Origin of the sequence: Pengzhenrongella phosphoraccumulans, assembly GCF_045689905.1 — a bacterium.
Lineage (GTDB): Bacteria > Actinomycetota > Actinomycetes > Actinomycetales > Cellulomonadaceae > Pengzhenrongella > Pengzhenrongella phosphoraccumulans.
The window spans coordinates 715,316-742,309 of sequence record NZ_CP144210.1 but is presented as its reverse complement, the minus strand read 5'-3'; the positions used below and the strand labels follow the sequence as shown (position 1 = coordinate 742,309).

At 72.0% G+C, this 26,994-nt stretch carries 25 protein-coding genes; 17 read left to right on the top strand and 8 right to left on the bottom strand.

From position 1 onward, the window contains the following. Nucleotides 1-2 precede the first annotated feature (2 nt). Nucleotides 3-1,868: a translation elongation factor 4 gene (gene lepA, locus VTA80_RS03605; RefSeq protein WP_407344050.1), complete on the top strand. Its 1,866-nt coding sequence runs from the start codon at nt 3-5 to the stop codon at nt 1,866-1,868. 7 nt (nt 1,869-1,875) lie between these two features. Beyond that, nucleotides 1,876-3,147, top strand: a complete 1,272-nt coding sequence (hemW, locus tag VTA80_RS03600; RefSeq protein WP_407344049.1) for a radical SAM family heme chaperone HemW — start codon at nt 1,876-1,878, stop codon at nt 3,145-3,147. 233 nt (nt 3,148-3,380) lie between these two features. Here hemW and VTA80_RS03595 read toward each other — a convergent pair whose 3' ends face one another. The 3 genes from VTA80_RS03595 to VTA80_RS03585 all read right to left on the bottom strand — a co-directional run bounded on the left by VTA80_RS03595 (nt 3,381) and on the right by VTA80_RS03585 (nt 5,494). Beyond that, entirely contained in the window at nt 3,381-3,962 is a 582-nt protein-coding gene (locus VTA80_RS03595; protein WP_407344048.1) for a DUF4870 domain-containing protein, read from the bottom strand. Next, entirely contained in the window at nt 3,959-4,489 is a 531-nt protein-coding gene (locus VTA80_RS03590; protein WP_407344047.1) for a DUF4870 domain-containing protein, read from the bottom strand. The genes VTA80_RS03595 and VTA80_RS03590 overlap by 4 nt, the downstream gene beginning before the upstream one ends. Nucleotides 4,490-4,630: 141 nt before the next feature. Then, complete coding sequence (locus VTA80_RS03585) at nt 4,631-5,494, bottom strand: DUF3097 domain-containing protein (RefSeq protein WP_407344046.1); 864 nt, start codon at nt 5,492-5,494, stop codon at nt 4,631-4,633. Between the two features lie 255 nt (nt 5,495-5,749). On the opposite strand from VTA80_RS03585, the gene hrcA reads away from it, so the two are divergent. From hrcA to VTA80_RS03570, 3 genes are all read left to right on the top strand, one after another. Continuing rightward, entirely contained in the window at nt 5,750-6,775 is a 1,026-nt protein-coding gene (gene hrcA, locus VTA80_RS03580; protein WP_407344045.1) for a heat-inducible transcriptional repressor HrcA, read from the top strand. 58 nt (nt 6,776-6,833) lie between these two features. Beyond that, on the top strand, nt 6,834-7,964 hold the full coding sequence (gene dnaJ / locus VTA80_RS03575; protein WP_407344044.1) for a molecular chaperone DnaJ: 1,131 nt from the start codon (nt 6,834-6,836) through the stop codon (nt 7,962-7,964). A gap of 91 nt (nt 7,965-8,055) precedes the next feature. Continuing rightward, a complete protein-coding gene (locus tag VTA80_RS03570) occupies nt 8,056-8,844 on the top strand; it encodes a 16S rRNA (uracil(1498)-N(3))-methyltransferase (protein ID WP_407344043.1) in 789 nt (262 codons plus the stop codon). Nucleotides 8,845-8,882: 38 nt separating this feature from the next. Here the strand turns inward: VTA80_RS03570 and VTA80_RS03565 are convergent, their stop codons facing one another. After that, entirely contained in the window at nt 8,883-9,437 is a 555-nt protein-coding gene (locus VTA80_RS03565; RefSeq protein WP_407344042.1) for a Gmad2 immunoglobulin-like domain-containing protein, read from the bottom strand. A gap of 126 nt (nt 9,438-9,563) precedes the next feature. Between VTA80_RS03565 and VTA80_RS03560 the strand changes: the two genes are divergently transcribed. The 11 genes from VTA80_RS03560 (at nt 9,564) to VTA80_RS03510 (ending at nt 22,214) form a co-directional block, all read left to right on the top strand. Beyond that, complete coding sequence (locus VTA80_RS03560; protein ID WP_407344041.1) at nt 9,564-9,911, top strand: HIT domain-containing protein; 348 nt, start codon at nt 9,564-9,566, stop codon at nt 9,909-9,911. A 124-nt stretch (nt 9,912-10,035) separates the two neighbouring features. Continuing rightward, a complete protein-coding gene (locus VTA80_RS03555; RefSeq protein WP_407344040.1) occupies nt 10,036-11,145 on the top strand; it encodes a PhoH family protein in 1,110 nt (369 codons plus the stop codon). After that, the gene (ybeY, locus tag VTA80_RS03550) at nt 11,142-11,594 is read left to right on the top strand and encodes an rRNA maturation RNase YbeY (RefSeq protein WP_407344039.1); all 453 of its coding nucleotides are present in this window, start codon (nt 11,142-11,144) and stop codon (nt 11,592-11,594) included. Before VTA80_RS03555 ends, ybeY begins: the two co-directional genes overlap by 4 nt. 7 nt (nt 11,595-11,601) lie before the next feature. Further along, on the top strand, nt 11,602-12,939 hold the full coding sequence (locus VTA80_RS03545; protein WP_407344038.1) for a hemolysin family protein: 1,338 nt from the start codon (nt 11,602-11,604) through the stop codon (nt 12,937-12,939). Next, the gene (gene era, locus VTA80_RS03540) at nt 12,936-13,826 is read left to right on the top strand and encodes a GTPase Era (protein ID WP_407344037.1); all 891 of its coding nucleotides are present in this window, start codon (nt 12,936-12,938) and stop codon (nt 13,824-13,826) included. The genes VTA80_RS03545 and era overlap by 4 nt, the downstream gene beginning before the upstream one ends. A 35-nt stretch (nt 13,827-13,861) precedes the next feature. Further along, nucleotides 13,862-15,355, top strand: coding sequence for an alpha/beta hydrolase family protein (locus tag VTA80_RS03535; RefSeq protein WP_407344036.1), 1,494 nt, complete (start codon nt 13,862-13,864; stop codon nt 15,353-15,355). A 65-nt stretch (nt 15,356-15,420) separates the two neighbouring features. Next, nucleotides 15,421-16,956, top strand: a complete 1,536-nt coding sequence (locus VTA80_RS03530) for a PQQ-binding-like beta-propeller repeat protein (protein ID WP_407344035.1) — start codon at nt 15,421-15,423, stop codon at nt 16,954-16,956. A 159-nt stretch (nt 16,957-17,115) separates the two neighbouring features. Further along, a complete protein-coding gene (leuA, locus tag VTA80_RS03525) occupies nt 17,116-18,873 on the top strand; it encodes a 2-isopropylmalate synthase (protein WP_407344034.1) in 1,758 nt (585 codons plus the stop codon). A 98-nt stretch (nt 18,874-18,971) separates the two neighbouring features. Beyond that, a complete protein-coding gene (locus tag VTA80_RS03520; RefSeq protein ID WP_407344033.1) occupies nt 18,972-20,597 on the top strand; it encodes a diguanylate cyclase in 1,626 nt (541 codons plus the stop codon). 58 nt (nt 20,598-20,655) lie between these two features. After that, a complete protein-coding gene (gene recO / locus VTA80_RS03515; RefSeq protein WP_407344032.1) occupies nt 20,656-21,387 on the top strand; it encodes a DNA repair protein RecO in 732 nt (243 codons plus the stop codon). Beyond that, on the top strand, nt 21,387-22,214 hold the full coding sequence (locus tag VTA80_RS03510) for an isoprenyl transferase (RefSeq protein WP_407344031.1): 828 nt from the start codon (nt 21,387-21,389) through the stop codon (nt 22,212-22,214). Before recO ends, VTA80_RS03510 begins: the two co-directional genes overlap by 1 nt. A gap of 22 nt (nt 22,215-22,236) precedes the next feature. On the opposite strand, the gene VTA80_RS03505 is transcribed toward VTA80_RS03510, so the two are convergent. The 4 genes from VTA80_RS03505 to VTA80_RS03490 are packed head-to-tail and all read right to left on the bottom strand — an operon-like array spanning nt 22,237 to nt 25,429. Next, nucleotides 22,237-22,815, bottom strand: a complete 579-nt coding sequence (locus VTA80_RS03505) for a DedA family protein (RefSeq protein ID WP_407344030.1) — start codon at nt 22,813-22,815, stop codon at nt 22,237-22,239. 39 nt (nt 22,816-22,854) lie between these two features. Beyond that, nucleotides 22,855-23,733: a metal ABC transporter permease gene (locus VTA80_RS03500; RefSeq protein ID WP_407345667.1), complete on the bottom strand. Its 879-nt coding sequence runs from the start codon at nt 23,731-23,733 to the stop codon at nt 22,855-22,857. A gap of 20 nt (nt 23,734-23,753) precedes the next feature. Beyond that, nucleotides 23,754-24,533: a metal ABC transporter ATP-binding protein gene (locus VTA80_RS03495; protein ID WP_407344029.1), complete on the bottom strand. Its 780-nt coding sequence runs from the start codon at nt 24,531-24,533 to the stop codon at nt 23,754-23,756. Beyond that, nucleotides 24,524-25,429, bottom strand: coding sequence for a metal ABC transporter substrate-binding protein (locus VTA80_RS03490; protein ID WP_407344028.1), 906 nt, complete (start codon nt 25,427-25,429; stop codon nt 24,524-24,526). The genes VTA80_RS03495 and VTA80_RS03490 overlap by 10 nt, the downstream gene beginning before the upstream one ends. 149 nt (nt 25,430-25,578) lie before the next feature. Between VTA80_RS03490 and VTA80_RS03485 the strand changes: the two genes are divergently transcribed. Then, nucleotides 25,579-26,964 carry a glycine--tRNA ligase gene (locus tag VTA80_RS03485; protein ID WP_407344027.1) on the top strand — a complete coding sequence of 462 codons (1,386 nt, stop codon included), beginning with the start codon at nt 25,579-25,581 and terminating at the stop codon, nt 26,962-26,964. The last annotated feature ends 30 nt before the right edge of the window (nt 26,965-26,994 follow it).

Here is a 26,994-nt window from a genome sequence, read left to right as displayed (position 1 = left end):
CGTTGTCCCCCATTCCCAGTCCTGCCCTGAGCCAGCGCATCCAGCCCGCGTCGACCCCCGCTGAGCTCCTGCGCAACTTCTGCATCATCGCCCACATCGACCACGGCAAGTCGACGCTCGCGGACCGCATGCTGCAGCTGACCGGCGTCGTCGACGCCCGCGCGATGCGCGCGCAGTACCTCGACCGGATGGACATCGAGCGCGAGCGTGGCATCACGATCAAGAGCCAGGCCGTACGGATGCCATGGGAGGTCGACGGCGTCCCGTACGCCCTGAACATGATCGACACCCCCGGGCACGTCGACTTCACCTACGAGGTCTCGCGCTCGCTCGCCGCGTGCGAGGGCGCCGTCCTCCTGGTCGACGCCGCGCAAGGCATCGAGGCCCAGACGCTCGCGAACCTGTACCTGGCGCTCGAGAACGACCTGCAGATCATCCCGGTGCTCAACAAGATCGACCTGCCCTCGGCCCAGCCCGAGAAGTACGCCGAGGAGCTCGCCAAGCTCATCGGCGTCGAGCCGGAGGACTGCCTGCGGGTCTCGGGCAAGACCGGCGACGGCGTCCTCGAGCTGCTCGATAAGATCGTCGCCACGATCCCGGCCCCGATCGGGGACCCGGCCGCGCCGGCGCGCGCGATCATCTTCGACTCGGTGTATGACACCTACCGCGGCGTGGTCACCTACGTGCGCGTGGTCGACGGCGCGCTGTCGCCGCGCGAGAAGATCGTCATGATGTCCACGCGGGCCACGCACGAGCTGCTCGAGATCGGCGTCATCTCCCCGGAGCCCGTCGTCACCAACGGCCTGGGCGTCGGCGAGGTCGGCTACCTGATCACCGGGGTCAAGGACGTGCGCCTGTCCCGGGTCGGCGACACCGTGACCAACGCGGCCAAGCCCGCCGCCGAGTCGCTCGGCGCGTACCGCGACCCGCGGCCGATGGTCTTCTCGGGCCTGTACCCGATCGACGGCTCGGACTACCCGATCCTGCGCGACGCGCTCGACAAGCTCAAGCTCAACGACGCCGCGCTCGTGTACGAGCCGGAGACGTCGGTCGCGCTCGGGTTCGGGTTCCGCGTCGGGTTCCTCGGCCTGCTGCACCTCGAGATCGTGCGCGAGCGGCTCGAGCGCGAGTTCGACCTCGACCTCATCTCGACCGCGCCGAACGTCGTCTACCAGGTCAGCCTGGAAGACAAGTCGGTCGTCACGGTCACCAACCCGAGCGAGTTCCCGGCCGGCAAGGTCGGCGAGATCCGCGAGCCGATCGTGCGCGCGACCATCCTGTGCCCGGCCGAGTTCATCGGTGCCGTCATGGAGCTGTGCCAGACCCGGCGCGGCGACCTGCTCGGCATGGACTACCTCTCCGAGGACCGCGTTGAGATGCGGTACACGCTGCCACTGGCCGAGATCGTGTTCGACTTCTTCGACAACCTCAAGTCCAAGACGCGCGGGTACGGCTCGCTCGACTACGAGCCCACGGGCGAGGCAGCGGCCGACCTCGTCAAGGTCGACATCCTGCTCCAGGGCGAGGCCGTCGACGCGTTCAGCGCGATCGTGCACAAGGACAAGGCCTACCCGTACGGCGTGATGATGGTCGGCAAGCTGCGCAAGCTCATCCCGCGCCAGCAGTTCGACGTGCCGATCCAGGCCGCCGTCGGCGCCCGGATCATCGCGCGCGAGACGATCAGCGCGATGCGCAAGGACGTGCTCGCCAAGTGCTACGGCGGCGACATCACCCGTAAGCGCAAGCTGCTGGAGAAGCAGAAGGAGGGCAAGAAGCGCATGAAGGTCATCGGCCGCGTCGAGGTCCCCCAGGAAGCGTTCATCGCCGCCCTGAGCAGCGACGCCGAAGTCAAGGACAAGAAGAAGTAGCCGCCCGATGAGTCCTGCGTTGCCGCTCGGGGATCCCTCGCCCGACGACGGGGCGCTGCCCGCGTCCGTCGCTGACGGTGCCGCCGGGCGGGCGTTCGGGCTGTACCTGCACGTGCCGTTCTGCACCGTGCGGTGCGGGTACTGCGACTTCAACACGTACACCTCCGCCGAGCTCGGCGGCGGCGCGAACCAGGACGCCTACGCGGACACCGCGCTGCGGGAGATCGAGCTCGCGGCGGGCGTGCTCGAGCGCGCCGGCCTGCCCGCGCGGCCCCTGTCGACCGTCTTCGTCGGCGGCGGCACCCCGACCGTGCTGCCTCCGGGGGACCTCGCCCGCCTGTTCGACGGCGCCCGGTCCGCGTGGGGCCTGGCACCGGGCGCCGAGGTGACCACGGAGGCGAACCCCGACTCCGTGACGCCGGAGTCGCTCGCCCAGCTGGCCGCGGCCGGGTTCACGCGCGTCTCGTTCGGCATGCAGTCGTCCCAGCCGCACGTGCTCGCCACGCTCGAGCGGACCCACGACCCGCGCCGGATCCCCGACGTCGTGCGCTGGGCGAAGGCCGCGGGGCTCGCGGTGTCGCTGGACCTCATCTACGGCACGCCGGGGGAGTCGATCGACGACTGGCGCGCGAGCCTCGAGGCCGTGCTGGCCACCGGCGTCGACCACGTGTCCGCCTACGCGCTCGTCGTCGAGCAGGGCACCAAGATGGCCGTCCAGGTGCGCCGCGGCGACCTCGCGCTGCCGACGCAGGAGGACCAGGCGGCCAAGTACGAGATCGCCGACGCGCTGCTCTCGGCCGGTGGCCTGCACTGGTACGAGGTGAGCAACTGGGCCCGCACGCCGGCGCAGGCCTGCCGGCACAACCTGGCCTACTGGCGCGGCGACGACTGGTGGGGCATCGGCCCGGGCGCGCACTCGCACGTCGGGGGCGGGAGCGTCGACGGTGAGCGATCCGGCGGGGTGCGGTGGTGGAACGTCAAGCACCCGCGGGCCTACGCGGAGCGGCTCGAGGCGGGGCTCAGCCCGGCGGCAGGACGCGAGACGCTCGACGCGGCCACGACCCAGCTCGAACGCGTGATGCTCGGGGTCCGGCTGTCTGACGGCCTCGCCCTGGACCTGGTCTCGGCGCGCGCCCGGCACGAGGTCGCTGGCCTGGTCGCGGACGGGCTGCTCGAGGGGCGCGCCGCGCTCGGGGCCGACGGCGGCTCCCCGCGCGCCCTGCTCACGCTGCGCGGCCGGCTGCTGGCCGACGCCGTCATCCGCGTCCTGACCGACTGATCCCTCTCCCAGGATCCTGATCGAGCCCGACCCGCTGGTCGACCCCGGTTGTGGTCGGGATCGGGGTGCGGGGGGCACAGAATCCGACCAGAACTCGCTGAATTGCGGGTCCGCGGCCGACCAACCTGGCTGGGCCTGCACGGACGCGACGGAGCCCCGCGGGCCACAGCCGCGCCGGGCTCCGTCGTCGAACCGTGCTGTCGTGCTGCGCCGGAGTCAGGCCCGGCGGGTGCTCAATTGATGAACCGGATGCAGACCGGGTAGCGGTAGAGCACCCCTTGGCTGGACTGGACCGCGGCGATGATCGCGAACACGACCGAGCAGATGGCCGCCGCGATCAGGATGAAGACCCCGACGATGAAGATGGCCGTGATCGCGCCGACGACGTAAGCGATCGCCAGCGTGATCTGGAAGTTGAGCGCCTCCTTCGACTGGTCCTCGACGAACGCTCCGCGGCCCTTGAACACGAGCCAGACGACGAGCGGCACGAGGAACGAGACGAAGACACCGCCGATGTGGGACAGAACCGCCCACAGGCGCTGGTCGGAGTCCGACAGCGGTGCCCCGGCCGCGTACTGGGGCGCGTAGCCCTGCGGGGCGCCGTACTGCGGGCCGCCGTAGCCGGGCGCGGGCGGCGGCGGGGCGTAGCCGGTGGGGGGCGCGTACCCGGCGGGCGGCGGCGGGGCGTAACCCTGCTCCGGCGTTGGGACGGTTCCCTCGGCCTGCGGGGCCGGCTCGGGGGTCACGTCCGCAGGGACACCCGAAGCGGTGTCGGGCGTGTTGTCGGTCGGCGTGTCAGATGTGTTGTCGGTCATTTGATCAGATCCAGTGTGAAGGGGTACGTGTACGCCTGGCCGCGCTGGACGGCCTGGTAGCCCTGCACGGAGAAGATCACCGCGATGATCCAGAGGGGGAAGGCCAGGAGCCCGATGAACGGAACGATGCCGGCGAGGACTGAGCTCGCGACGTAGCCGATCAGGACCGTGAGCTGGAAGTTGAGCGCCTTTCGGGCTTCCTGACCGACGAACGCGCTCCGCTCGCGGTAGACGAGCCAGATGATCAGCGACGGGAGAAAGCCGAGGATGCCGCCCAGGTGCGCCAGGCCGGCCCACTGCCGGGTCTGTGCGTCGTCGAGCGGCGCGGCGGGGGCCCCGTAGGGCGGCGGGGTCGCGCCGTAGGGCGCCTGCGGAGGCGTGCCGTAGGGCGCCTGCGGAGGCGTGCCGTACGGCGGCGGCTGGGTCCCGTACGGCGGCGGCGTCGGCGAGCCGTACTGCGGCGGCACCTGACCTGAGCTCGGCGGAACGTCGTCGGCGGGGGGCTGCGGCGGATTCGGGTCGGACATGGCTGGCCTTTCGCGAATGAGCTCGACGCGGGGCCGGACAGGATGATCTCAGACCCTTGTCAAACACTAGCGAAAACCGGTGGCGCGTGGGCAGCAGCTCACCGAGCCGGCCCACGGCGCGAGCCTCGGGTCCGCGGGCGATCAGGTCGTCACGAAATCGATGAGCTCCTCGACGCGGCCGAGGAACGAGGGCTCGAGGTCGGCGTAGCTGCGCACCGTCCGCAGGATCCGCTTCCACCCCTGGGCGACATCGGCCTGATCGGCGGCCGGCCAGCCGAGCTCGCGCAGGATGCCGTACTTCCACTCGATGCTGCGCTCGATCGTGGGCCAGGTGGTGAGCCCGACGCGTTCGGGGCGGACCGCCTGCCACACGTCGACGTACGGGTGCCCGAGCACCAGCACCGTGCCGGCGGGCACCAGTCGCAGGGCGTCGGACGCGAGCCTGCTCTCCTTCGACCCGCGCACGAGGTGGTCCACGAGCACGCCGACGCGTCGGCCCGGCTCGGGTGCGAAGTCGCGCAGCGCGTCGGCGAGGTTGTCGACGCCGTCGAGCAGCTCGACGACGACGCCCTCCACCCGCAGGTCGTCGCCCCACACCTTCTCCACCAGCTCGGCGTCGTGCTTGCCCTCGACCCAGATCCGGCTGCCGCGCGCGACCCGGGCCGGGGCGTCGTGCACGGCGCGCGAGCCCGACGCCGTCCGGGTCGGGCGGGCAGGCGCCGTCGGGCCGGCGGGTGCGGTCAGGACGACCGGGGCGCCGTCGACCCAGAAGCCCGGGCCGAGCGGGAAGGTCCGGGTGACGCCGCGCCGGTTCTCGACGACGACGACGTGCATCCCGCCGGACTTCTCCACCCGGACGACGGCGCCGACCCAGCCCGAGGTGACGTCCTCCACCACGAGGCCGGTCACCGCTGCCATCGGGATCGAGGTGGGGTTACGGCGCGCATGGCCGCCGACCGACCCGCTGCCCAGGACGTCACGGCCGTACCGATCAGAAGAAGTCACCCGCGCACCCTAACGACCCCCACCACCCCGCGAACTCGGAGGTTCGGTGCGAACTCGGACACCGCAGTGTGCGAGCTCGACGCAAACCTCCGAGTTCGCGGGGCGCGGGGCGCGTGGGGGGTGCGGGTGTGGGGGTGGGGTGGGTGGGGGAGGGCGGTTTGGGAGGGGGCGGCGTAGAATTGGCACTCGGTCGGGGGAGTGCTACCTCGCCGGATCGATGCAGGTGGTTCGGCAGCGCTAGGGGTGGGAGGTGCGATGGCGAGTGAAGACCGCAGGCTGGACGTGCTGCGCGCGATAGTCGAGGACTACGTCGAGACGCGCGAGCCCGTCGGTTCGCGCATGCTCGTCGAGCGGCACCGCCTCGGCGTGTCGCCCGCCACGATCCGCAACGACATGGCAGCCCTCGAGGACGGTGGGTACATCGCCCAGCCGCACACCTCGGCCGGGCGCGTGCCGACCGACAAGGGCTACCGGCTGTTCGTCGACCGGCTCTCCACCGTCAAGGCCCTGTCCACCCCCGAGAAGCGCGCCATCCAGGACTTCCTCGAGAACGCCGTCGACCTCGACGACGTCGTCGACCGCTCGGTCCGGCTGCTCGCGCAGCTGACGCACCAGGTCGCCGTCGTGCAGTACCCGTCGTTGCGGCACTCCGCGATGCGGCACCTCGAGCTGGTGCCGGTGGGTGAGCGCCGGCTGCTCGTGGTGATCATCACCGACACCGGGCGCGTCGAGCAACGGACCCTCGAGCTGGCCGAGCCGACGACCGAGCTCGCCGTCGCCGAGCTGCGCACGCGCCTGAACGCGGTCGCGAGCGGTCAGCGGCTCGCCCAGCTCGTGGGCACGCTCGAGAAGCTGCCCGACACGTTCGCGCCCGACGACCGTCCGCTCGTGCGGTCCGTGATCCAGATCGTCGAGGAGACGCTGGCCGAGGAGAGCGAGGAGCGGATCGTCCTCGCCGGGACGGCCAACCTCGCGCGCGGCGGCGGCATGGACTTCACCCATACCCTCAGCCCGGTCCTGGAGGCCCTCGAGGAACAAGTGGTGCTGCTCCGGCTGTTGACCGAGATGGCCAACGACTCCGTCGGGGTCGCCGTTCGGATCGGGCACGAGACCCAGCACGAAGGGTTCCTCGAGACCAGCTTCGTGACGACCGGGTACGGCAACGACGGGGACGCGGTCGCGCGGATCGGATCGATCGGACCCACCCGGATGGACTACCCCGGAACCATCGCCGCGGTTCGCGCCGTGGCACGCTACTTGTCTCGGATCCTCGCGGCGTGACGCGCGCGGATGGCAAGACCACCGACGAAACTCTCGTAATGCCTGCAGAAAGTGACCAGTGAGCGACTACTACCAGATCCTCGGGGTCGCTCGGGACGCCAGCCCCGAGCAGATCAAGAAGGCCTACCGCAGACTCGCTCGCGAGTTCCACCCCGACGTCAACTCCGGTGACGGCTCGGAAGACCGCTTCAAGGAGGTCTCGCGCGCCTACGAGGTGCTGTCGAACCCCGACAAGCGGCGGCAGTACGACATGGGCTCCGACCCGTCCGCCCCCGGTGGCGGTGGCGCGGCCGGCGGTGGCTTCGGCTTCCAGGACATCTTCGAGACGTTCTTCGGTGCGGCGCAGGGCGCGAGCGCGCAGCGCGGCCCGATCCCGCGGGCCCGTCGCGGCCAGGACGCCCTCGTGCGGCTCGACCTCGACCTCGCCGAGACCGTGTTCGGCGTCCGGCGCGAGATGCAGGTCGACACCGCGGTCGTGTGCGGCACGTGCGAGGGCTCGTGCTGCCGGCCGGGCTCGTCGCCCCGCACCTGCGACGTGTGCGGTGGGCGCGGCGTCGTGCAGCGCGTGGCGCGGTCGTTCCTCGGCCAGGTCATGACGTCCTCCCCGTGCGCGGCCTGCCACGGCTTCGGCACGATGATCCCCGAGCCGTGCCCCGAGTGCTCCGGCGAGGGCCGGGTGCGCTCGCGCAAGACCCTCACCATCGACGTGCCGGCCGGTGTGGACACCGGGACCCGGATCAAGCTCACCGGCCAGGGCGAGGTCGGCCCCGCCGGCGGCCCGTCCGGCGACGTCTACTTCGAGGTCCGCGAGCGGCCGCACGAGACCTTCGTGCGCCGCGGCGACGACCTGCACTGCACGCTCGAGGTGCCGATGACGGCGGCCGCGCTCGGCACGGTGCTCGAGCTCGACACGTTCGACGGTCTCCAAGACGTCGACCTGCGGCCGGGCACCCAGCCGGCGCACGTCGTGACGCTCAAGGGTCTCGGTGTCGGGCACCTGCACATCGGCGGTCGCGGTGACCTGCACGTGCACGTCGACGTCCAGGTCCCTGCGGCGCTCGACGAGGCACAGGAGCAGCTGCTGCGCCAGCTCGCCGCGCTGCGTGGCGAGGAGCGCCCGGAGGCGCGCCTGTCCGCGGCGCACGGCAAGGTCTTCTCCAAGCTGCGCGACAAGCTCGCCGGCAGGTGACCTCGGCCGGTCGCGGCTGGGTCCTTCAAACAGCCCGAGTCCTTCGAGCAGCCCGAGTCCTTCGAGCAGTCCGAGTCTTTCGAGCAGCACAGTGAGCGCACCGGTCTTCCTCGCGGAGCCCGGCTCGCTCGCCGGGTTCGACGCGGGCTCCAGCTATGTGCTCGACGGCGTCGAGGGTCGGCACGCCGCCGTCGTCCAGCGCCGCCGCGCCGGGGAGCGGGTCGACGTCGTCGACGGCGCCGGGGTGCGCCTGGTCGGCACGGTCGAGGAGACCACCCCGGACGGGCTCCGGGTGCTCGTCGTGGACCGGGTGGTCGAACCCGCTCCCGACGTGGTGCTCGTGCTCGTGCAGGCGCTGGCCAAGGGCGATCGCGACGAGCAGGCGATCGAGGCCGCGACCGAGGTCGGGGCCGACGCCGTGCTGCCCTGGCAGGCCGAGCGGTCGATCGTGGTGTGGCGCGCCGACCGTGCCGCGAAGAGCCTCGCGCGCTGGCAGGCCGTGGTCCGCGCGGCGGCCAAGCAGTCCCGGCGTGCGTACGTCCCGCCGGTCCAGCCGGTGGTCGACCACCGCGGCCTCGATGCCCGGGTGCGGGCCGTCGTCGGCGCGGGCGGCGTCGCGCTCGTGCTGCACGAGCAGGCGAGCGTCCCGCTGGCCGAGGTCGCGCTACCCGTGCCGCCGGCCGCCGGTGACCGCGAGGTCGGTACGCGCGAGGTGCTCGTCGTCGTCGGGCCCGAGGGCGGGATCACCGATCGCGAGCTTGCGGGGCTGACCGACGCCGGGGCGCAGGTGGTCCGGCTCGGGCCGCACGTCCTGCGCACCTCCACGGCGGGACCGGTCGCTCTGGCGATCCTGGCGCAACGTCTGGGCCGGTGGTCCTGAGCGCTGCTCAGGACCACCGGCCCTCCCGGCTTTCGTGCTCAGGACACCGTGAACGTGGAGGTCACGAGCCCGCGCCGCGCGTCGGCGGCGCCTTCGCCCGCCGCGTCCGACTCGCCGGGCTCCCAGATCTCGAGCGTGTAGCTGCCCGCCGCGAGCTCGACCGTGAACACGAACGGGCCGACCGTGCCGTTGGCGCCGGCCGTGGTGAAGCCTTCCTGCACGACGTCCGTGGTGCCGGCGGCCAGGGCCTGCCAACGCAGGTTGCCCTCGAACGCCGTGCCCTCGCCGGTGACCTCGACCTGCGGGCCGGTGACCGTCGCGCCGTCGGCCGGGCTGGTGAGGGTGACGGTCCCGGCCGGATCGCCCGTGTCGTCGACGGGGGTGGCACTCGGTGTCGGCGCGCTCGACGCCGACGGCGAGGCGGAGCTGTCCGCGGAGGCCGCCGTGCTGGGCTGGCTGCCGGGCTCGTCGCCCGACGCGCACCCCGTCAGGGTGAGGGCGGCGACGACCGCGACGGCCGCGACCGTCCAACGCGCGCTCGCGGATCGGCTCGTGCGGGGGAGCGCGCGGTGCAGGTTCGTCGTACGCGTCATGCGGCAGCGCTCGTCATGGTGACCTCTCGTGGTGATGACCTCCCAGTCAACCGGGGTGTCGCGGGGAGGGCAACGAGCCACGCCGTGAGCGCCCCGCGGGGCATGGGTCGGGCTAGCCTGAGGCGCATGCCTACCGTTGCGGACTGCCTGTTCTGCCGGATCGTCGCCGGCGAGATCCCTGCCGCCATCGTTGCCCAGAACGCCGACGCCGTCGCCTTCCGGGACATCTCCCCGCAGGCGCCCCTGCACGTGCTGGTCGTACCGCGCGAGCACCACGCCGACGTCGCCCAGCTCGCCGCTGCCGACCCGCGCCTGCTCGCCGCGGTCATCGCGCTGGCGCACCAGGTGGCCGGGACCGAGGCCGACGGCCAGTTCCGCCTGATCTTCAACACCGGCCCGGAGGCCGGCCAGTCGGTCTTCCACGCCCATGGGCACGTCCTCGGCGGCGCGCCCCTCGGCTGGACCCCGGCCTGAGCCGTTCGCTGCCCGGCCGGAACCCGCTCTGCCACGTGTTTCGAGGTCCTCGGTAGGATGGGGGTCAGCGGCGCGCACGAGCGGGCCCGGAACGAGGAGAGCGCAGGCCGCACCGGCCGTCCTTATGGCAGAGACCACACCCGCACGGCGCACCCCTGGTGGGTCGCCCGCGCGCGTCGAGCACCGGATCACCATTCCGTCCACGGTCCCGATGGTCTCCCTGCTGGGGCTCGGCGACGAGGTCCTGCGGGCCATCGAGGACGGCTTCCCCGCCGTCGACGTCCACGTGCGCGGCGACGAGATCACGCTGGCCGGACCGGTCGGCGAGGTCGCGCTGCTCGCGCGCCTGATCGACGAGCTCACCGAGGTCGCGGCCGCCGGGACCCCGCTCACGGCCGACGTCGTCAGCCGCTCGATCGCGATGCTGACCGCGCCGGCGGGCACCCGGCCGGCGGACGTGCTGACCCTCAACATCCTGTCGAACCGCGGTCGCACGATCCGACCCAAGACCACGGGGCAGAAGGAGTACGTCGACGCGATCGACCGGCACACCGTCACGTTCGGGATCGGCCCCGCCGGGACCGGCAAGACCTATCTCGCGATGGCCAAGGCCGTGCAGGCGCTCCAGTCGCGGCAGGTCACGCGCATCGTGCTCACCCGCCCGGCGGTCGAGGCGGGCGAGAAGCTCGGGTTCCTGCCCGGTGGCGTGAGCGAGAAGATCGACCCGTACCTGCGGCCGCTGTACGACGCGCTGCACGACATGGTCGACCCGGACTCGATCCCGCGCCTCATGGAGGCCGGCACGGTCGAGGTCGCCCCGCTCGCGTACATGCGTGGCCGCACTCTCAACGACGCCTTCATCATTCTCGACGAGGCGCAGAACACGTCCGCCGAGCAGATGAAGATGTTCCTCACGCGCCTGGGCTTCGGCTCGAAGGTCGTGGTCACCGGCGACGTCACGCAGGTCGACCTGCCGCACGGGACGGCGTCGGGCCTGCGCGTCGTCGAGGAGATCCTCGAGGATGTCGACGACGTGGCGTTCTGCCGCCTGACCTCGACCGACGTCGTGCGTCACCGGTTGGTCAGCGACATCATCGACGCCTACGCGCGCTGGGACATCGCCGACCTCGGCGCGCAGTCGGGCGACCACCGCGGCCACGGCCGCGACGGCCGCACGGTGCGTCGTCCCGAGATCAGACCTGAGAACCGACCTGAGACGAGAGAAGCCCGATGAGCGTCGAGGTCAACAACGAGTCTGGCTACGTCACCGACGAGGCCGAGTTCGCCGCGCTCGCGCGCTACGTGCTCGATCAGATGCACGTGCACCCGCAGACCGACCTGTCGATCCTCCTGGTCGGCACGGACGTCATGACGGAGCTCCACGTGCAGTGGATGGACGAGCCCGGCCCCACCGACGTCCTGTCGTTCCCCATGGACGAGCTGCGCCCGGGGCTCGACGGCGAGGTCACGCCCGCCGGGCTGCTCGGCGACGTCGTGCTGTGCCCCGAGGTGGCGGCCCGCCAGGCCCGCGAGGCCGGGCACTCGACGATGGAGGAGCTGCTGCTGCTCACCACGCACGGCATCCTGCACCTGCTTGGGTACGACCACGAGGAGCCCGAGGAGGAGAAGGAGATGTTCGGGCTGCAGCGGCAGCTGCTGCTCACGTTCCTCGCCGGCCGATGAGCGACCGATGAGCGCTGCCCCGATCGGTCTGCTGATCGCGGTTGCGGCCGTGGGGATCATCCTCGCGGCGCTGCTGAGCGCGGCGGAGGCGGCCGTGCTGCGCGTGACCCGGTCCGCCGTGAGCGACCTCGTGGTCGAGGGCCGTCCCCATGCCGACCGGATCCGGCGGCTGGTGGCCTCGCCCGCCCGGACCGCGGCGTCGGCCGCCTTCGTGCGGCTCGTCGCCGAGATGACCGCCACGACGTGCATCACGCTCGGGCTCGCCTCGGGCTCGATGGCGTGGTGGCAGGTGCTGCTGCTCTCGGTCCTGGTGTCCGGGCTCGTCGCGCTCGTGCTCGTGCGGATCAGTCCGCGCATGCTCGGGCGCACCCACCCGCTGCAGGTCCTCGTGGTGCTCTCCGGGCTGCTGGCCGTCGTCGTGCGGCTTCCGATCGGCAAGCTGGCCCCCGTCGCGCGCCGGACGGGCGAGGTCGACGAGGACGAGCTGCGCGACATGGTCGACCGCGTCAGCGAGTCCGAGGGGATCGAGGACGACGAGCGCGAGATGTTCCGATCCGTCTTCGAGCTCGGCGACACGCTCACCCGTGAGGTCATGGTGCCGCGCACCGAGATGATCACGACGTCGGCCACCACGCCGCTGCGCAAGGCGCTCGCGCTGCTGGTGCAGTCCGGCTACTCGCGCGTGCCCGTGATCGGGGACTCCGTGGACGACCTGCGCGGCGTCGTGTACCTCAAGGACGTCGTGCGGCGGATGCAGGACACCCCCGCCACCGCCGACGACCCCGTGCTCTCCGCGCTCCGGCCCGCCGTCTTCGTGCCCGAGACCAAGCCCGTGGACGACCTGCTCCGCGAGATGCAGGCCAGCGCCTCCCACATCGCGATCGTCGTCGACGAGTACGGCGGCATCGCGGGACTCGTGACGATCGAGGACGCCCTCGAAGAGATCGTGGGCGAGCTCACGGACGAGCACGACCACTCCGGCCCCGAGGTCGAGGACCTGGGTGCCGGGCTCTTCCGCGTGCCGGCCCGGCTCTCGGTCGACGAGCTCGGCGAGCTCTTCGACCTCGACCTGGACGACGACGACGTCGACACCGCCGGCGGGCTGCTCGCCAAGGCGATCGGCAAGGTCCCGCTGCTGGGCTCGGTCGGCGACATCCACGGGCTGCACCTCGTGGGGGACCGGGTCGAGGGTCGTCGCAAGCAGCTCGCCTCGCTCATCGTCGGCCTCACCACGCCGGACGGGCCGCCCGTGAGCCCGGGCACGACGGCGTCCGCCGCGTCCTCGTCCGCCACCCCCTCGTCCTCTTCCCCCGATCGTCCCGACCTGCATGGAGCCACGAAATGACTGACTTCCGATCCGGATTCGCCTGCTTGGTCGGGCGGCCCAACGCGGGCAAGTCGACCCTGACCAACGCGCTCGTGGGGCAGAAGGTCGCGATCACGTCGGAGCGTCCGCAGACCACGCGGCACACGATCCGCGGCATCGTGCACCGCCCCGACGCCCAGCTCGTGCTCGTCGACACCCCGGGGCTGCACCGCCCGCGCACGCTGCTCGGGGAGCGGCTGAACGCGCTCGTGCGGGACACCCTGACCGAGGTCGACGTCGTCGTGTTCTGCCTGCCCGCCGACCAGAAGATCGGCCCGGGCGACCGCTACATCGCCAACGAGCTCTCGCAGGTCACCTCGCCCGTGATCGCGGTCGCGACGAAGGCCGACCTCATCGGTCGCGCGCGCCTCGCCGAGCACCTGCTGACCATCTCGCGGCTCGGCGAGTTCGCCGACATCGTGCCGGTCTCGGCCGTCGACGGGTACCAGGTGGACGTCCTCACCGACGTGATCGTCGGGCACCTGCAGCCCGGCCCGGCGCTGTACCCCGACGGCGAGCTCACCGACGAGCCCGAGGTGGTCATGGTGGCGGAGCTCGTGCGCGAGGCCGCCCTGGAGGGCGTGCGCGACGAGCTGCCGCACTCGCTCGCCGTCGTCGTCGACGAGATCGTCGCTCGCGAGGGTCCCACCCCGATGCTGGACGTGCGGGTGAACCTGTTCGTCGAGCGCGACAGCCAGAAGGCGATCATCATCGGCAAGGGCGGCGCCCGGCTGCGCGACGTCGGCAGCGAGGCCCGGCGTGGCATCGAGGCGCTGCTGGGCACACGGGTGTTCCTCGACCTGCACGTCAAGGTCGCCAAGGACTGGCAGCGCGACCCGAAGCAGCTCGGCCGGATGGGGTTCTAGGCGGGCGCGCAGGTCAGCGCCCTAGGATCGGGCAGGTGCTCTTCCGAACGATCGCCACCAGCGCCATCGGCGTCATCGTGCTCGCGGTGGCCGGCGCGAGCATGGGTCCGCAGTGGGACCCCGACGTTCTGAGGGACCCGTTGCTGGTGGAGTCGTCCTCCACGCAGATCGGCGGTCCGCCTGACGCGACCCCGGTCGGCACCTACGTCGTGGAGACCAAGATCGTGCAGGTCCAGCTCGACGGCACCCAGGTCGACGCGCAGCTCAGCCTGCCCGTCGGCGCGCCGGACGGGCTGCCCGGGATCGTGTTCGTGCACGGGGCCGGCACGGGGAAGTACACGCAGGCCTTCCGGGCCCAGGCGCACGCGCTCGCGAGCGCCGGGATCGTGGCCATGGTCCCGAACAAGCGGCTCGACACCTACTCCAACCAGCACCGCGACTACGTGCGGATGGCCGGCGACTACGAGCGCTCGGTCGACCTCCTGCGCCAGGTCGAGGAGGTCGACCCGGAGCGGGTCGGGGCGTACGGGGAGAGCGAGGGGGCCTGGATCGTGCCGGTGATGGCGGCCGACGACGCCGCGCTCGCCTTCACGGCGCTCGTCTCGGCGCCGGTCGTGCCGCCGCGGGAGCAGGCCGCGTTCGCCGCGGACTCCTACCTGCGCAACACCGGGGTGCCCCAGGGCGTCTTCCGCGCGATCCCGCGCGCCGTCGGCATGGCGTTCCCCGGGGGCGGGTTCGAGTACGCCGACTTCGAGGTCGCGCCGTTCCAGCAGCAGATGACGCAGCCCACGTTCGTCGCGTACGGCACGGGCGACTCGTCCATGCCGACGGTGCAGGGTGCGCAGCAGATCATCTCCGACCTCGCCGTGGCGGGCAACGATGCCGTCACCGTCCGGTACTACGAGGGCGCCAATCACGGCATCCGGATCGACGGCGAGGTCGCGCCCAGCTTCGTGCGGGACCTCGCGGCGTGGATCGACGGGTTGCCGGGGTCGGCGACCGCTGCGCCGCAGGTCGCCGGCGACCAGCCGCACCAGACGTTCCGCGCGGAGCCGGTGCCGACGCCACGCTGGTTCGGGGACGGCAACACCGTGCTCAACACGGTGCTCGGCTCGTGCGGCGCGATCGTCGCCGGAGGGCTGGTGTGGCTGTTCGCGCGCTGGCTGCGCCGACGCGGGACCGGGTTCGCGCGCGGCCTGAGCACGCCGCTGTTCGTGCTCGCGCTCGGGTCGGTGCTCACGGTGGCGGGCCTGGTCTGGTACCTGTTCGCGATCACCCGGCTGGCGCTGGACTACGACCAGAACGCGTGGGTCGTGCGGGGCGGCTGGATCGGGGTCCGGCTGCTGGGGATCGGCGCCGTCGTCGCCGGTGCGATCCTGGTCAACCGGCTCGATGACATTCGTACGGACCCCGAGCGGCGGGCGGTGAGCGGGGTTCCTGCCGCGGTCTGCCTCGGGCTCGTCAGCGTCGGGTCCCTGATCCTGCTCGTGACCCTGGCGTACTGGGGTGTCTTCCAGCTCGGGATCTGACGAGCTCGGCGCCGCGCGCGCTGCCCGGGATGGGTGATTTGTCGCACGCGAGTAACGTCGAGGGCATGGCGCGGGGCCAGCTCGAGCGCGTGGTTCTCATCGAGGTCGCCGACGCAGACGTCGACGCAGATGTCGACCGCCTCGCGATCGAGCGCGCGGATGACCCGACGGGGCTGAACCCGCCGGGGGTCCCACCGCGCCACCTCGCGCGGGATCTGGGGCGGTGGTGGCCGCTGATCGTGTCCCTGGTGGTGCTGCTCGTCCTCGGCGCCGCCATCCCCGGCCTGCGCGTCCGGCAGCGGGCCGCACGCCTCGCCGACCTGCCCGGGGTGCTCGCCCCGGTGGACGCCTCGCTGCACGAGCGGTGGCGCGCTCCGGCGCTGGGGTGGGGTGAGGTCCTGGGCGTCGGCGACCGCGTCGTGGTGTTCGGGCGGGACGCCGCCGGGACGCTCGGGCTGACCGCCCTCGACGGCGCGACCGGCGAGCAGGTCTGGCGGACCTCGTTCCCGTCCGTCACCGCGGGCGGCAGCGTCACGTGCGTGCCCCCCGACACCGACGACGCCCACCTGGTCTGCCTGGTCGGCAAGGGCGTCGTGCCCGACGGCGCGACCCGCGACCCGCAGGCGACCGCCGCGGCGCACGACGACCCGCAGGGGGCAGCGCCGAACCGGCTGGTCGTGCTGGCGATGGACACCGGCCGGCAGGTGGCGGATCGCGAGCTGCGCAGCGACAACACCGGTGTCGCGTCGTTCGGGTCCGACGCCGTGGTGACCGAGGTGCTGCCCGACGGGCGGGCGGCCGTGACCCGGCAGGACCCGCTGACGGGGGCGGTCCGCTGGGAGTTCCGCAGCCCGGCGCCGCTGCGCACGCCCGGCTCGGGGCCCGCCTGGCTGTACCCGATCGTCAACAACGGGGTCGTCGTGGCGAACGGGCCGGTCACCTGGGCGTTCGCGGCGGATGGTGCTCTCCTCGGCGAGTGGCACCTCCAGGGCGGCGACTGGGCCGTGCGCGGCGGCTGGGGGCTGGAGGTCTCCGTGCTGCCGAACGGGTCGTTCGCGGTGGGGGAGGCGGGCGGAGTCGGCCTGAGCGACGAGGACTACGGGACCGTGTCCACCACCGATGCGCGCGACGGCTTCCCGATCCCCGGACCGGTCCTGGACCCCGTGGTCGACGACGGCTCGGCGCCGAACGTGCTGCTGACCGTCCCCGCCGGCCAGGGTGGCCTGGTCGCGCTCGGCGCCAAGACGGGGCAGTGGCTGTGGTCGGCCGGTGCCGCGTCCTGGGGGAGCGCCCTGGTGCTCGACGGGCGGGTGCTCGAGTTCGCCAATCGCGAGCTGCGGGCGTACGACGCCCAGACCGGCCGGCAGCTGTGGAGCCTGCCGGTCCCGATGGGCAACCATGCCAAGCAGATCCTCACCGACGGCCGCCTGGCGCTCGTGCCGCAGTTCGACGCGGAGCGCGGCGCGGTGATCACCGCCGTCGACCCGGCGGACGGTCGCGTGCAGTGGACGGCCGCGCTGCCGCCGCGGGCGAGCCGGGTCGCCGTCGTCGGCGGTCGGATGCTGGTCTGGACGGACCGGGATCTCGTCTCGATGGGCTGACTCGAGCCTGCGGGCCGAGGTCGGCGTGTATTCTGCGAAATGTGGATGCACCCAGGCAGCGACTCCTTCTTCGTCGCCGCGACGAGGTCTGACCGGCCGGTCCCTCGTCGCGGAGGTCGTCGTGCCCCGGCCGATCCGACGAACTGAAGGAAACCGACGATGAGACACGACTCCCAGGTGCGCACCGCTCAGCAGGCCACCGTGATGCCGATCCGCAAGTACCGCCCGTTCGCCGGGCTCGACGGGTACGACCTGTCGACGCGGACGTGGCCCTCCACCATCATCACGCAGGCCCCGCGGTGGCTGTCGACCGACCTGCGCGACGGCAACCAGGCCCTGATCGAGCCGATGGACCCGCGCCGTAAGCGCCGCATGTTCGACCTGCTCGTCCGGATGGGGTTCAAGGAGATCGAGGTCGGGTTCCCGGCCGCGAGCCAGACCGACTTCGACTTCGTGCGCTCGATCATCGAGGACGGCGCGATCCCCGACGACGTGACCATCTCGGTGCTGACCCAGGCGCGCACGGACCTCATCGAGCGGACCGTGTCCTCGCTGATCGGGACCGCGCGGGGAACGGTGCACGTGTACAACGCGACGGCACCCGTGTTCCGCGAGGTCGTCTTCCGCAACGACCGCGACGCGACGAAGGACCTTGCGATCAAGGGCACCCAGGACGTCGTCGACTTCGCCGAGAAGCTGCTCACCGACGAGACGGTCTTCGGGCTGGAGTACTCGCCCGAGATCTTCACGGATACCGAGCTGGAGTTCGCGCTCGAGGTGTGCGAGGCGGTCATGGACGTGTACCAGCCCGAGGCCGGTCGCGAGATCATCCTCAACCTGCCGGCCACGGTCGAGCGGGCGACGCCGAACACCTACGCGGACCAGATCGAGTGGATGAGCCGCAACCTCACCCGCCGCGAGCACATCGCGATCTCGGTGCACCCGCACAACGACCGCGGGACCGCCGTCGCCGCCGCCGAGCTGGCGATGATGGCCGGCGCCGACCGCGTCGAGGGCTGCCTGTTCGGCCAGGGCGAGCGCACCGGGAACGTCGATCTCGTCACGCTGAGCCTGAACCTGTTCAGCCAGGGGATCGACCCGAAGCTCGACCTGTCGGACATCGACGAGATCCGTCGCACGGTGGAGCACTGCACGCAGATGGACGTCCACCCGCGGCACCCGTACGGCGGGGACCTCGTGTACACGTCGTTCTCCGGATCGCACCAGGACGCGCTCAAGAAGGCGTTCGAGGCGCGCGACGCCGAGGCGGCCGCGGCGGGAATCACGTCCGACGAGCTGATCTGGGCGCTGCCCTACCTGCCGATCGACCCGAAGGACGTCGGCCGCACCTACGAGGCCGTGATCCGGGTCAACTCGCAGTCCGGCAAGGGCGGCATCTCCTACCTCATGAAGAGCGAGCGGAACCTGGACCTGCCGCGTCGGCTGCAGATCGAGTTCTCGCGCGCGGTGCAGGCGTTCACCGACACGTCCGGCAGCGAGGTCACCGCAGACGACCTGTGGACGATCTTCTCCGACGAGTACCTGCCGGTCGGGCCGACCAGCGTGCTCGAGCAGTGGGGCCGGTTCGCGCTCCGCGGCACCCGCGCGTCGAGCGGCGGCGACGGTCCGGACACGCTCAGCGTCGACCTGACCGACGGCGATCGTGAGCTCACGCTCGAAGGTGTCGGGAACGGCCCGATCGCGGCATTCGTGGATGCGCTCACCAAGGTCGGGGTCGAGGTCTCCGTGCTCGACTACGCCGAGCACGCGCTGTCCGAGGGTGGCGACGCCACGGCCGCCGCCTATGTCGAGTGCGCGGTCGGGGACAAGGTGCTCTGGGGCGTGGGGATCGACCCGTCGATCACCACCGCCTCCCTCAAGGCGATCATCTCGGCGGTCAACCGCGCCGAGCGCTGACCCGCTGGTCCACAGGGTGAGACGGCCCTCCCAGGTGACGGATGAAAGATGTCACCTTTCCTCACCTGGGAGTGGCGTCGGCCGATAGACCAGGTGTGATGGGGGCAACGGGCCGGGGGGCCGCACCGGGACACCAGCTCGTGCTCGTGGGCGAGTTCGGGGTCTACGACGCGCTGTGCGACGAGGCTCACTCGGTCTACCAGGACGGCGACACGCCAGGAGCGATCCTGCGCTGCCGCGCGCTGGCGGCGCTGGCCGAAGCGGCCGGGGATGACCAGACCCTGCGCTACGCGCTCTACATCCGGGGCATCGCCGCGAACGAGCTGGGCCGCGGCGACGAGGCGTCGGAGTGCGCCGAGCTGCTGCTCGAGCTCTCGCGGGACGATCTGCGGACGTTCTGGCAGGCCAAGGCGCTGGCGCTGAAGGCGAACGCGCACTCGGGGCGCGGCGACAGCGCGGGCGCGCTCGACCTGCTCGCGCGCGCGTCCGTGATGCTCGGGGTGTTCGACGGTCGCGACTACAACCAGGTCTCCGCGAGCGGCGCCATCGCGCTCTCGCTGCGCCGGGTCGAGCTGTTCGAGGCGAGCGACAAGCAGCTGCGCCGCATGATCGCGCGCCTGAAGCCGTGGGACGCGATCACGATCGTGGCCGACTCGCTGCACACCGTGGCCGAGTGGGGTCTCGCGCTGCAGGTCATCGGTGAGACGGCGGCGGCGTCGCGGCAGTTCGCGGTGTGCGCCTCGCGCGCGGTCTGGCTCCGCCGGCTGGTGGCCCAGACCGGGCGGACGGCGTTCGAGACCTTCGCCCTCGCGGGTGAGGTGTTCGCCTCGACCATGCTCGGCGACACGGACTCCGCCCTCGAGGTCATCCCGGCACTGCTGCTGCGCGACGAGCTGCGCACCGAGCGGGTCGAGCGGCTGCTCGCGCACTTCGCGTTCGCTACCGCGCTGATCGAGGTCGGCCGGTTCGACGAGGCCCAGGACCACCTGCTCCGGCTGCGCAAGATCGCCGTCGGCGAGCGGCGGACGACCTGGATGACCATCGCCGACGCCGCTCTCATGCGGATGTACGTGCGCCAGTTCGGCGACCACCCCGCGGTGAGCCGCTCGTACGCGATGTATCAGCGCCTGGCCATCAGCCAGTGGTCCGAGCGTGAGGCCCGGTTCGACAACCTCCAGAGCCGGATGCGGGTGCACCGGCTCATCGAGGAGGGTGCTCAGATGACGCAGCTCAGCCGCCTGGACGCGCTCACGGGAGCGAGCAACCGCCGCGTGCTCGAGGACGTGCTCGCGGGTCCGCTCGTCCCGCTCTCGGCGGTCTTCGTCGACGTCGACAACTTCAAGGGCGTCAACGACTCCTACTCGCACGTCGTCGGCGACCAGGTGCTGGTCCGGCTGGTCCAGCTCCTGCGGCGCGCCTCGCGCTCCGAGGATCGCCTGGTGCGTTACGGCGGGGACGAGTTCCTCGTGCTCCTCGACCCGCACACCGCGGGCTCGGCGAGGGGAGCGCAGAAGGCCGCGGTGGGGCTCGCCCAGCGGATCCTCGACGTCGTCCGCACGCACGAATGGGCCTCTCTCGCCCCGGGCCTCGCGATCACGGTCTCGGTCGGGGTCGTGTCGGGCGTCGACCCGGCCGACCTGCTCACCTCGGTCAGCGCCGCGCTGCACGACGCCAAGGAGCGGGGTCGGGACCGCCTCGTCGTCGGGGTGCGGATGCCGGTCTGATCCGTCCGGTGGGCGTGGGGCGTGCGCCGATGTGGGCGGCACAGAGAATAATGGCCCAGTGCCCCTCTACCGCGACGAGGCGATCGTGCTCCGCACCCAGAAGCTGGGCGAGGCCGATCGCATCGTCACCCTCCTGACGCACACCCACGGCAAGGTCCGTGCGGTGGGCAAGGGCGTACGCCGAACGACGTCCCGGTTCGGGGCCCGGCTCGAGCCGTTCATGCTCGTCGACCTCCAGCTGCACGCGGGCCGCAGCCTCGACATCGTCACGCAGGTCGAGACGATCGCGGCGTTCGCCCGGCCGGTGTGCCAGGACTACGCGATGTACACCGCCGGGACAGCGATGCTGGAGACGGCCGAGCGCCTCGTCGAGGCGGAGAAGGAGCCCGCGCCGCCGCAGTTCCGGCTGCTGGTGAGCGCAGTGCGCTCGCTCGCCGAGGGTGCCCACGCTCCCGGCCTCGTGCTCAACTCCTACCTGCTGCGGGCCCTGTCGATCGCGGGCTGGGCGCCGAGCTTCACCGACTGCGCCCGGTGCGGGACCCCGGGACCGCACCACTCGTTCGCCGTCGCGCAGGGTGGTGCCGTGTGCGGGGCCTGTCGTGCGCCGGGGGCGGCGGCCCCGGCACCTGAGACGTTCATGCTGCTCGCGGCGCTGCTGAGCGGCGACTGGGGGACTGCGGACGTGAGTGTCGACCGGCACCGCCGTGAGGCGGACGGCCTGGTGGCGGCGTTCCTGCAGTTCCACCTCGAACGCCAGCTGCGCTCGATGCACCTCGTCGAGCGCGTCTGATGGCCCGCGAGCGCACGGGCGAGGGTCGGGCCGGGAAGCTGCCGCAGCACGTCGTCGTCCCGCCACCGCCGCACCCGTCCGGTGCGCGGCCGCCCGAGATCCCGCGTGAGCTCGTCCCGCAGCACGTCGCCATCGTCATGGACGGCAACGGCCGGTGGGCCAACGCCCGCGGCCTGCCGCGGACCGCCGGGCACGCCGCGGGCGAGGCCGCCCTGCTCGACGTCGTCGCCGGGGCCATCGAGATCGGCGTCCGGCACGTGTCCGCGTACGCGTTCTCGACCGAGAACTGGAAGCGCTCACCGGATGAGGTGCGGTTCCTCATGGGGTTCAACCGGGACGTGCTGCGGCGCCAGCGCAACGTGATGCACGACTGGGGCGTGCGGGTCCGCTGGGCGGGCCGCCGGCCGCGGTTGTGGCGCTCGGTGATCACCGAGCTCGAGGAGGCCGAGCGCCTGACGATCGACAACACGGTCTGCACGCTCACCATGTGCGTCAACTACGGCGGCCGCGCGGAGGTGGCCGACGCCGCCAAGGCGATCGCGCGCGAGGTCGCCGCGGGACGGCTCGACCCGGAGAAGGTCACCGAGAAGACCGTGGCCGCGTACCTCGACGAGCCGGACCTGCCCGACGTCGACCTGTTCCTGCGGACGTCCGGGGAGCAGCGCACGTCGAACTTCATGATCTGGCAGGCGGCCTACGCCGAGTACGTGTTCCTCGACGAGCTCTGGCCGGACGTGGACCGGCGTTCGTTGTGGCGCGCGGTGGAGACCTACGCGCGGCGTGACCGCCGGTACGGCGGCGCCGTCGACGCCGCCGGGACGACCTGACCGCGCAACGGGCGAGGCGTCGTCAGGGCGTGTCGTCGCTGACCGCGGCGAGCCGGTCGACCGCGGCGGATTGTTCGACCCGGCGCCGGCGCCGCACCACGAGCGCCGCGATGCCGACGGCCACCGCGACGAGCCCGCCGGCGAGTGCCCAGGGAGAGCGCGCGGCCAGCGCGACCGTGCCGTAGAACGCGGCGAACCCCACGGTCGCGTAGATGAGCGCCCAGGCGAGGCAGCCGGGCAGCATGGCCGTGAGGTAGCGCAGGAACGGCATCCGGGTCAGTCCGGCCGTCCCGTTGACCGCCGTCTGGATCCCGACGGTGAGAAAGCTCAGGGTGACCGCGACCGGTCCCCACCGATGCAGCAGGGCGGTCGCCCGCCGCCCGCCGGGACCGTGCGACCAGCGCTCGACCCGCACCTCGAAGCGGGACCAGCGGCCGTCGTGGCGCTCGTGGCCGGTGCGGAGCCGGCGCGTGCTCGCCGTGACCGCACGCCCCAGCCAGTAGGTCCCCTGCGCGCGCGCGAGGACGATGACGAACAGCGCCGCGACGAGGGCGGGGAACGTCAGCGTGTCCAGCCCGAGGACCGGCGGGATCCCGTCCATGTCAGTGCGACCGCGTCGACGGCCCGGTCGCCGTCGGGCTCACGCCGCGACCTCGACGTCGTCGGGCACCTGGGGGTGCGGGTCGTGCGCCCGGGAGTGCCGGAGCAGGGGCCGGGCGAGCGCGACAAGCGTGTACACGCCGATCGCGAGCACGACGATCGTGGCGCCGGGGGACAGGTCCTGCCAGTAGGTGATCGACAGGCCGGTGACGCACACCGCGACCCCGATCCCCATGGCCAGGCCCATCGTGTGCCGGAACGACGACGCGACGAGCTGGGCCACGGCGACCGGCACGATCATCAGCGCGCTGACCAGCAGCAGCCCGACCACGCGCATCGACACGGTGACCGTGAGGGCCGCGATGACCGCGATCGTGATGTTGAGCACCCGCACGGGCAGCCCGGCGGCGCGCGCGAACTCCTCGTCGTGGCAGACGGCGAACAGCGCGGTCCGCAGGCCGATGCCGACGACCAGGATGATCGCGGTGAGGATCACGGTGAGCCACAGGTCCGCGGTCGACACGGTCGAGATCGACCCGAACAGGTAGGCCATCAGGTTGGCGTTCGTGCCGCCCGCGATCGAGATGAGGAGCACGCCGCCGGCGATCCCGCCGTAGAACAGCAGCGCGAGCGCGACGTCGCCGCTGGTGCGTCCGCGCTCGCGGACCAGCTCGATCACGACGGCGCCGATGATGGCGGTGACGATCGCGCCGGGGACCGCGAGCAGGTCGTGCGGAGCGAGGTTCATCGCGCTGCCCACCAGCCAGCCGAGCGCGACCCCGGTCAGCGCGACGTGGCCGATGCCGTCGCCGAGCAGGCTCAGGCGGCGCTGGACGAGGTAGGTGCCGATGACGGGCGCGGCGAGACCGACGAGCAGCGCGGCGAGCAGGGCGCGCTGCATCAGGGGGTCGCCGAGCATCCCGGCGATCTCGTCGCCGATCACGGCTCCCACCTCAGGCCGGCGATGCCGGTGTCCGCGAAGATCTCGTCGGGGTCGTGCGGGTGCACGTGGTCGTGGTCGGGGGCGCCGTGCTCGCGCGCGGGCGACGGCGGGGCGCCGTCGTGCACGACGGCGCCGTGGCGCAGGACGACGGCGCGCTGCACGAGCGGGGCGATCGCGCCGAGCTCGTGGAGCACGACGATGACGGTCCGGCCGCGGGCGGTCAACTCGCCCAGGGTGTGGGCGAACACCTCCTGGCTCGGCAGGTCGACGCCCGCGACGGGCTCGTCCAGCACCAGCAGGGCGGGGTCCCGCACCAGGGCGCGGGCGATCAGCACGCGTTGCTGCTGCCCGCCGGACAGCTCGCGCACCGGGCGGTCGAGGTGGTGGGTGAGCCCGACGAGCTCGAGGGCGTCGAGCACGAGGCGGCGCGCGTGGCGCGGCGGGCGGAGCTGGTGGCCGTGCAGCAGGCCGGAGGTGACGACCTCGCCGGCCGTGGCCGGGACGCCGGTGGCGGCGCTGACCCGCTGGGGCACGTAGCCGATGCGGTCCCACGCGACCGAGCGGCCGAGCGGCTGGCCGAGCAGCTCGACCTCGCCCGACTCGAGCGGCACGGCGCCGACAAGCGCCCGCACGAGGGTCGACTTGCCCGACCCGTTCGCGCCGAGCAGCGCCACGACCTCGCCGTCGTGCACGAGCAGGTCGATCCCGCGCAGGATCTCGTTCCCGTCGAGCACGACCCGCACTCCGCGGGCCTGGACGGCCGGGATCACTGGCACGCGAGGGCGGCGCGCAGGACGGTGAGGTTCTTCTCCATGACGCCACGGTAGTCGGAGTTGGGGTCCGTCAGGCTCTCGACCGGATCGAGCACGGCGGAGGTGATCCCGAGGTCGGAGGCGAGTGTCTGGGCGACCTTGGGGTTGACGAGCTGCTCGGAGAAGATCGTGGTCACGCCCTCCTTGCGCACGACGTCGCCGATCTCCCGGAGCCGGGCGGGTGACGGTTCGGCCTCGGGGTCGAGGCCCGACATGCCCACGAGCGTGAGGTCGTACCGGTCGGCGAGGTAGCCGAAGGCCTGGTGCGACGTCACGATCACGCGCCGCTCGCACGTGGCGAGGCCCGTCGTGAACTCGGCGTCGAGGGCGGTGAGGTCGGCCGTGAGCGCGGTGGCGTTCGCGGCGTAGCTGTCGCCGCGGGCCGGGTCGGCCGCGGTGAGCGCCGCCGCGACCGGCTCGGCGAGCGACGCCAGGCGTTGCGGATCGAGCCAGAAGTGGGGGTCGAGCGCGCTCTTCTCCTGGCCGACGTGACCCTTGACCAGGTGGACCGTGTCGGCGGCGTCGACCAGGTGTGCGGGCTCACGGGCAGCGATCGCGGCGTCGACCGCGCTCTGGAACCCGGACAGGTACACCACCAGGTCGCTCTCGCCCACGGACCGGACCTCGCGCGGGGAGAGCTCGACGTCGTGCGGCTCGGCGCCGGGCGGCGTCAGCGAGCTGACCGTGACGAGGTCGCCACCCACCTTCTGGGTGACGTACTGCAGCGGGTAGAACGACGCGAGCACCTGGACCTGGCCCGAGGTGCCGGCGCCGCTCGCGGACTGGCTCCCTGCGGTGCACGCGGTGAGCAGGAGGCAGGCGGCGGCGAGGACAGGCAGCGCCCGCAGGGATCTGTTCATGAGGATGATTCTCAATCTTTTGAGAATCATTGTCAAAACGGGCGCCCGTGGCGCGGGTCGATCTCGAGGTGCCGCCGCGGTCCCGGTAGCCTGTGCTGTCCGTCCCGCCCAGCCAGGTCGGGGCCTCGAACGCAAAGGTGATCACTCCCGTGGCTGCGCCCTCTCGTCTTGATTCCGTCATCTCCCTGGCCAAGCGCCGCGGCTTCGTCTTCCCCTCGGGGGAGATCTACGGCGGTACGCGGTCGGCCTGGGACTACGGGCCCCTCGGCGTCGAGCTGAAGGAGAACATCAAGAAGCAGTGGTGGCGCACCATGGTCCAGAGCCGCGACGACATCGTCGGGCTCGACTCCTCGGTGATCCTGCCGCGCAAGGTCTGGGAGGCCTCCGGCCACGTCGGGGTCTTCACCGACCCGCTGACCGAGTGCACCAGCTGCCACAAGCGCTTCCGCGCGGACCACCTCGTCGAGGCCTACGTCGAGAAGAAGGGCCGCGAGCCGGAGAACGGCATCGCCGACCTCGCGTGCCCCAACTGCGGCAACCGCGGCGGCTGGACCGAGCCGCGCGACTTCAACATGATGCTCAAGACGTACCTCGGCCCCGTCGAGGAGGAGTCCGGCCTGCACTACCTGCGGCCCGAGACCGCGCAGGGCATCTTCGTGAACTTCGCCAACGTCGTCACCACGAGCCGCAAGAAGCCGCCGTTCGGCATCGGCCAGATCGGCAAGTCCTTCCGCAACGAGATCACCCCCGGAAACTTCATCTTCCGCACGCGGGAGTTCGAGCAGATGGAGATGGAGTTCTTCGTCGAGCCGGGCACGGACGAGACCTGGCACCAGTACTGGATCGACGCGCGCACCGACTGGTACACGGGCCTGGGCATCTCGCGGGACAACCTGCGCCTGTTCGAGCACCCGACCGAGAAGCTGTCCCACTACTCCAAGCGGACCGTCGACATCGAGTACCGCTTCGGCTTCCAGGGCAGCGAGTGGGGCGAGCTCGAGGGCATCGCGAACCGCACGGACTTCGACCTCAAGACGCACACCGAGCACTCTGGGGTGGACCTGTCGTACTTCGACCAGGCCAAGAACGAGCGCTGGGTGCCGTACGTGATCGAGCCCGCGGCCGGCCTCACCCGGTCGCTGATGGCGTTCCTCGTCGAGGCGTACACCGAGGACGAGGCGCCCAACACCAAGGGCGGCGTCGACGTGCGCACGGTGCTCAAGCTCGACCCGCGGCTGGCGCCGGTCAAGGCCGCCGTCCTGCCCCTGAGCCGCAACGAGGCGCTGTCGCCCAAGGCGCGCGACCTCGCGGCCGAGCTGCGAGGCCTGTGGAACGTCGAGTTCGACGACGCCGGGGCCATCGGGCGCCGCTACCGCCGCCAGGACGAGATCGGCACGCCGTTCTGCATCACTGTCGACTTCGACACCCTGGAAGACCAGGCCGTCACGATCCGCCACCGCGACACGATGGCCCAAGAACGCGTCGCGCTGGACCAGGTGGCCACCTACCTGGCTCCCCGCCTCCTCGGCGCGTAAACCCCCACCTCCCAGAACGCCAACACCCCC

What these genes read in the sequence shown, in the direction of transcription:
- hemW (WP_407344049.1), top strand. Translation starts at nt 1,876, where the DNA reads ATGAGTCCTGCGTTGCCGCTCGGGGATCCCTCGCCCGACGACGGGGCG.
- VTA80_RS03595 (WP_407344048.1), bottom strand. Translation starts at nt 3,962, where the DNA reads ATGACCGACAACACATCTGACACGCCGACCGACAACACGCCCGACACC.
- VTA80_RS03590 (WP_407344047.1), bottom strand. Translation starts at nt 4,489, where the DNA reads ATGTCCGACCCGAATCCGCCGCAGCCCCCCGCCGACGACGTTCCGCCG.
- hrcA (WP_407344045.1), top strand. Translation starts at nt 5,750, where the DNA reads ATGGCGAGTGAAGACCGCAGGCTGGACGTGCTGCGCGCGATAGTCGAG.
- VTA80_RS03565 (WP_407344042.1), bottom strand. Translation starts at nt 9,437, where the DNA reads ATGACGCGTACGACGAACCTGCACCGCGCGCTCCCCCGCACGAGCCGA.
- VTA80_RS03560 (WP_407344041.1), top strand. Translation starts at nt 9,564, where the DNA reads ATGCCTACCGTTGCGGACTGCCTGTTCTGCCGGATCGTCGCCGGCGAG.
- VTA80_RS03555 (WP_407344040.1), top strand. Translation starts at nt 10,036, where the DNA reads ATGGCAGAGACCACACCCGCACGGCGCACCCCTGGTGGGTCGCCCGCG.
- ybeY (WP_407344039.1), top strand. Translation starts at nt 11,142, where the DNA reads ATGAGCGTCGAGGTCAACAACGAGTCTGGCTACGTCACCGACGAGGCC.
- VTA80_RS03545 (WP_407344038.1), top strand. Translation starts at nt 11,602, where the DNA reads ATGAGCGCTGCCCCGATCGGTCTGCTGATCGCGGTTGCGGCCGTGGGG.
- era (WP_407344037.1), top strand. Translation starts at nt 12,936, where the DNA reads ATGACTGACTTCCGATCCGGATTCGCCTGCTTGGTCGGGCGGCCCAAC.
- VTA80_RS03530 (WP_407344035.1), top strand. Translation starts at nt 15,421, where the DNA reads ATGGCGCGGGGCCAGCTCGAGCGCGTGGTTCTCATCGAGGTCGCCGAC.
- leuA (WP_407344034.1), top strand. Translation starts at nt 17,116, where the DNA reads ATGAGACACGACTCCCAGGTGCGCACCGCTCAGCAGGCCACCGTGATG.
- VTA80_RS03520 (WP_407344033.1), top strand. Translation starts at nt 18,972, where the DNA reads ATGGGGGCAACGGGCCGGGGGGCCGCACCGGGACACCAGCTCGTGCTC.
- VTA80_RS03510 (WP_407344031.1), top strand. Translation starts at nt 21,387, where the DNA reads ATGGCCCGCGAGCGCACGGGCGAGGGTCGGGCCGGGAAGCTGCCGCAG.
- VTA80_RS03505 (WP_407344030.1), bottom strand. Translation starts at nt 22,815, where the DNA reads ATGGACGGGATCCCGCCGGTCCTCGGGCTGGACACGCTGACGTTCCCC.
- VTA80_RS03500 (WP_407345667.1), bottom strand. Translation starts at nt 23,733, where the DNA reads ATGCTCGGCGACCCCCTGATGCAGCGCGCCCTGCTCGCCGCGCTGCTC.
- VTA80_RS03490 (WP_407344028.1), bottom strand. Translation starts at nt 25,429, where the DNA reads ATGAACAGATCCCTGCGGGCGCTGCCTGTCCTCGCCGCCGCCTGCCTC.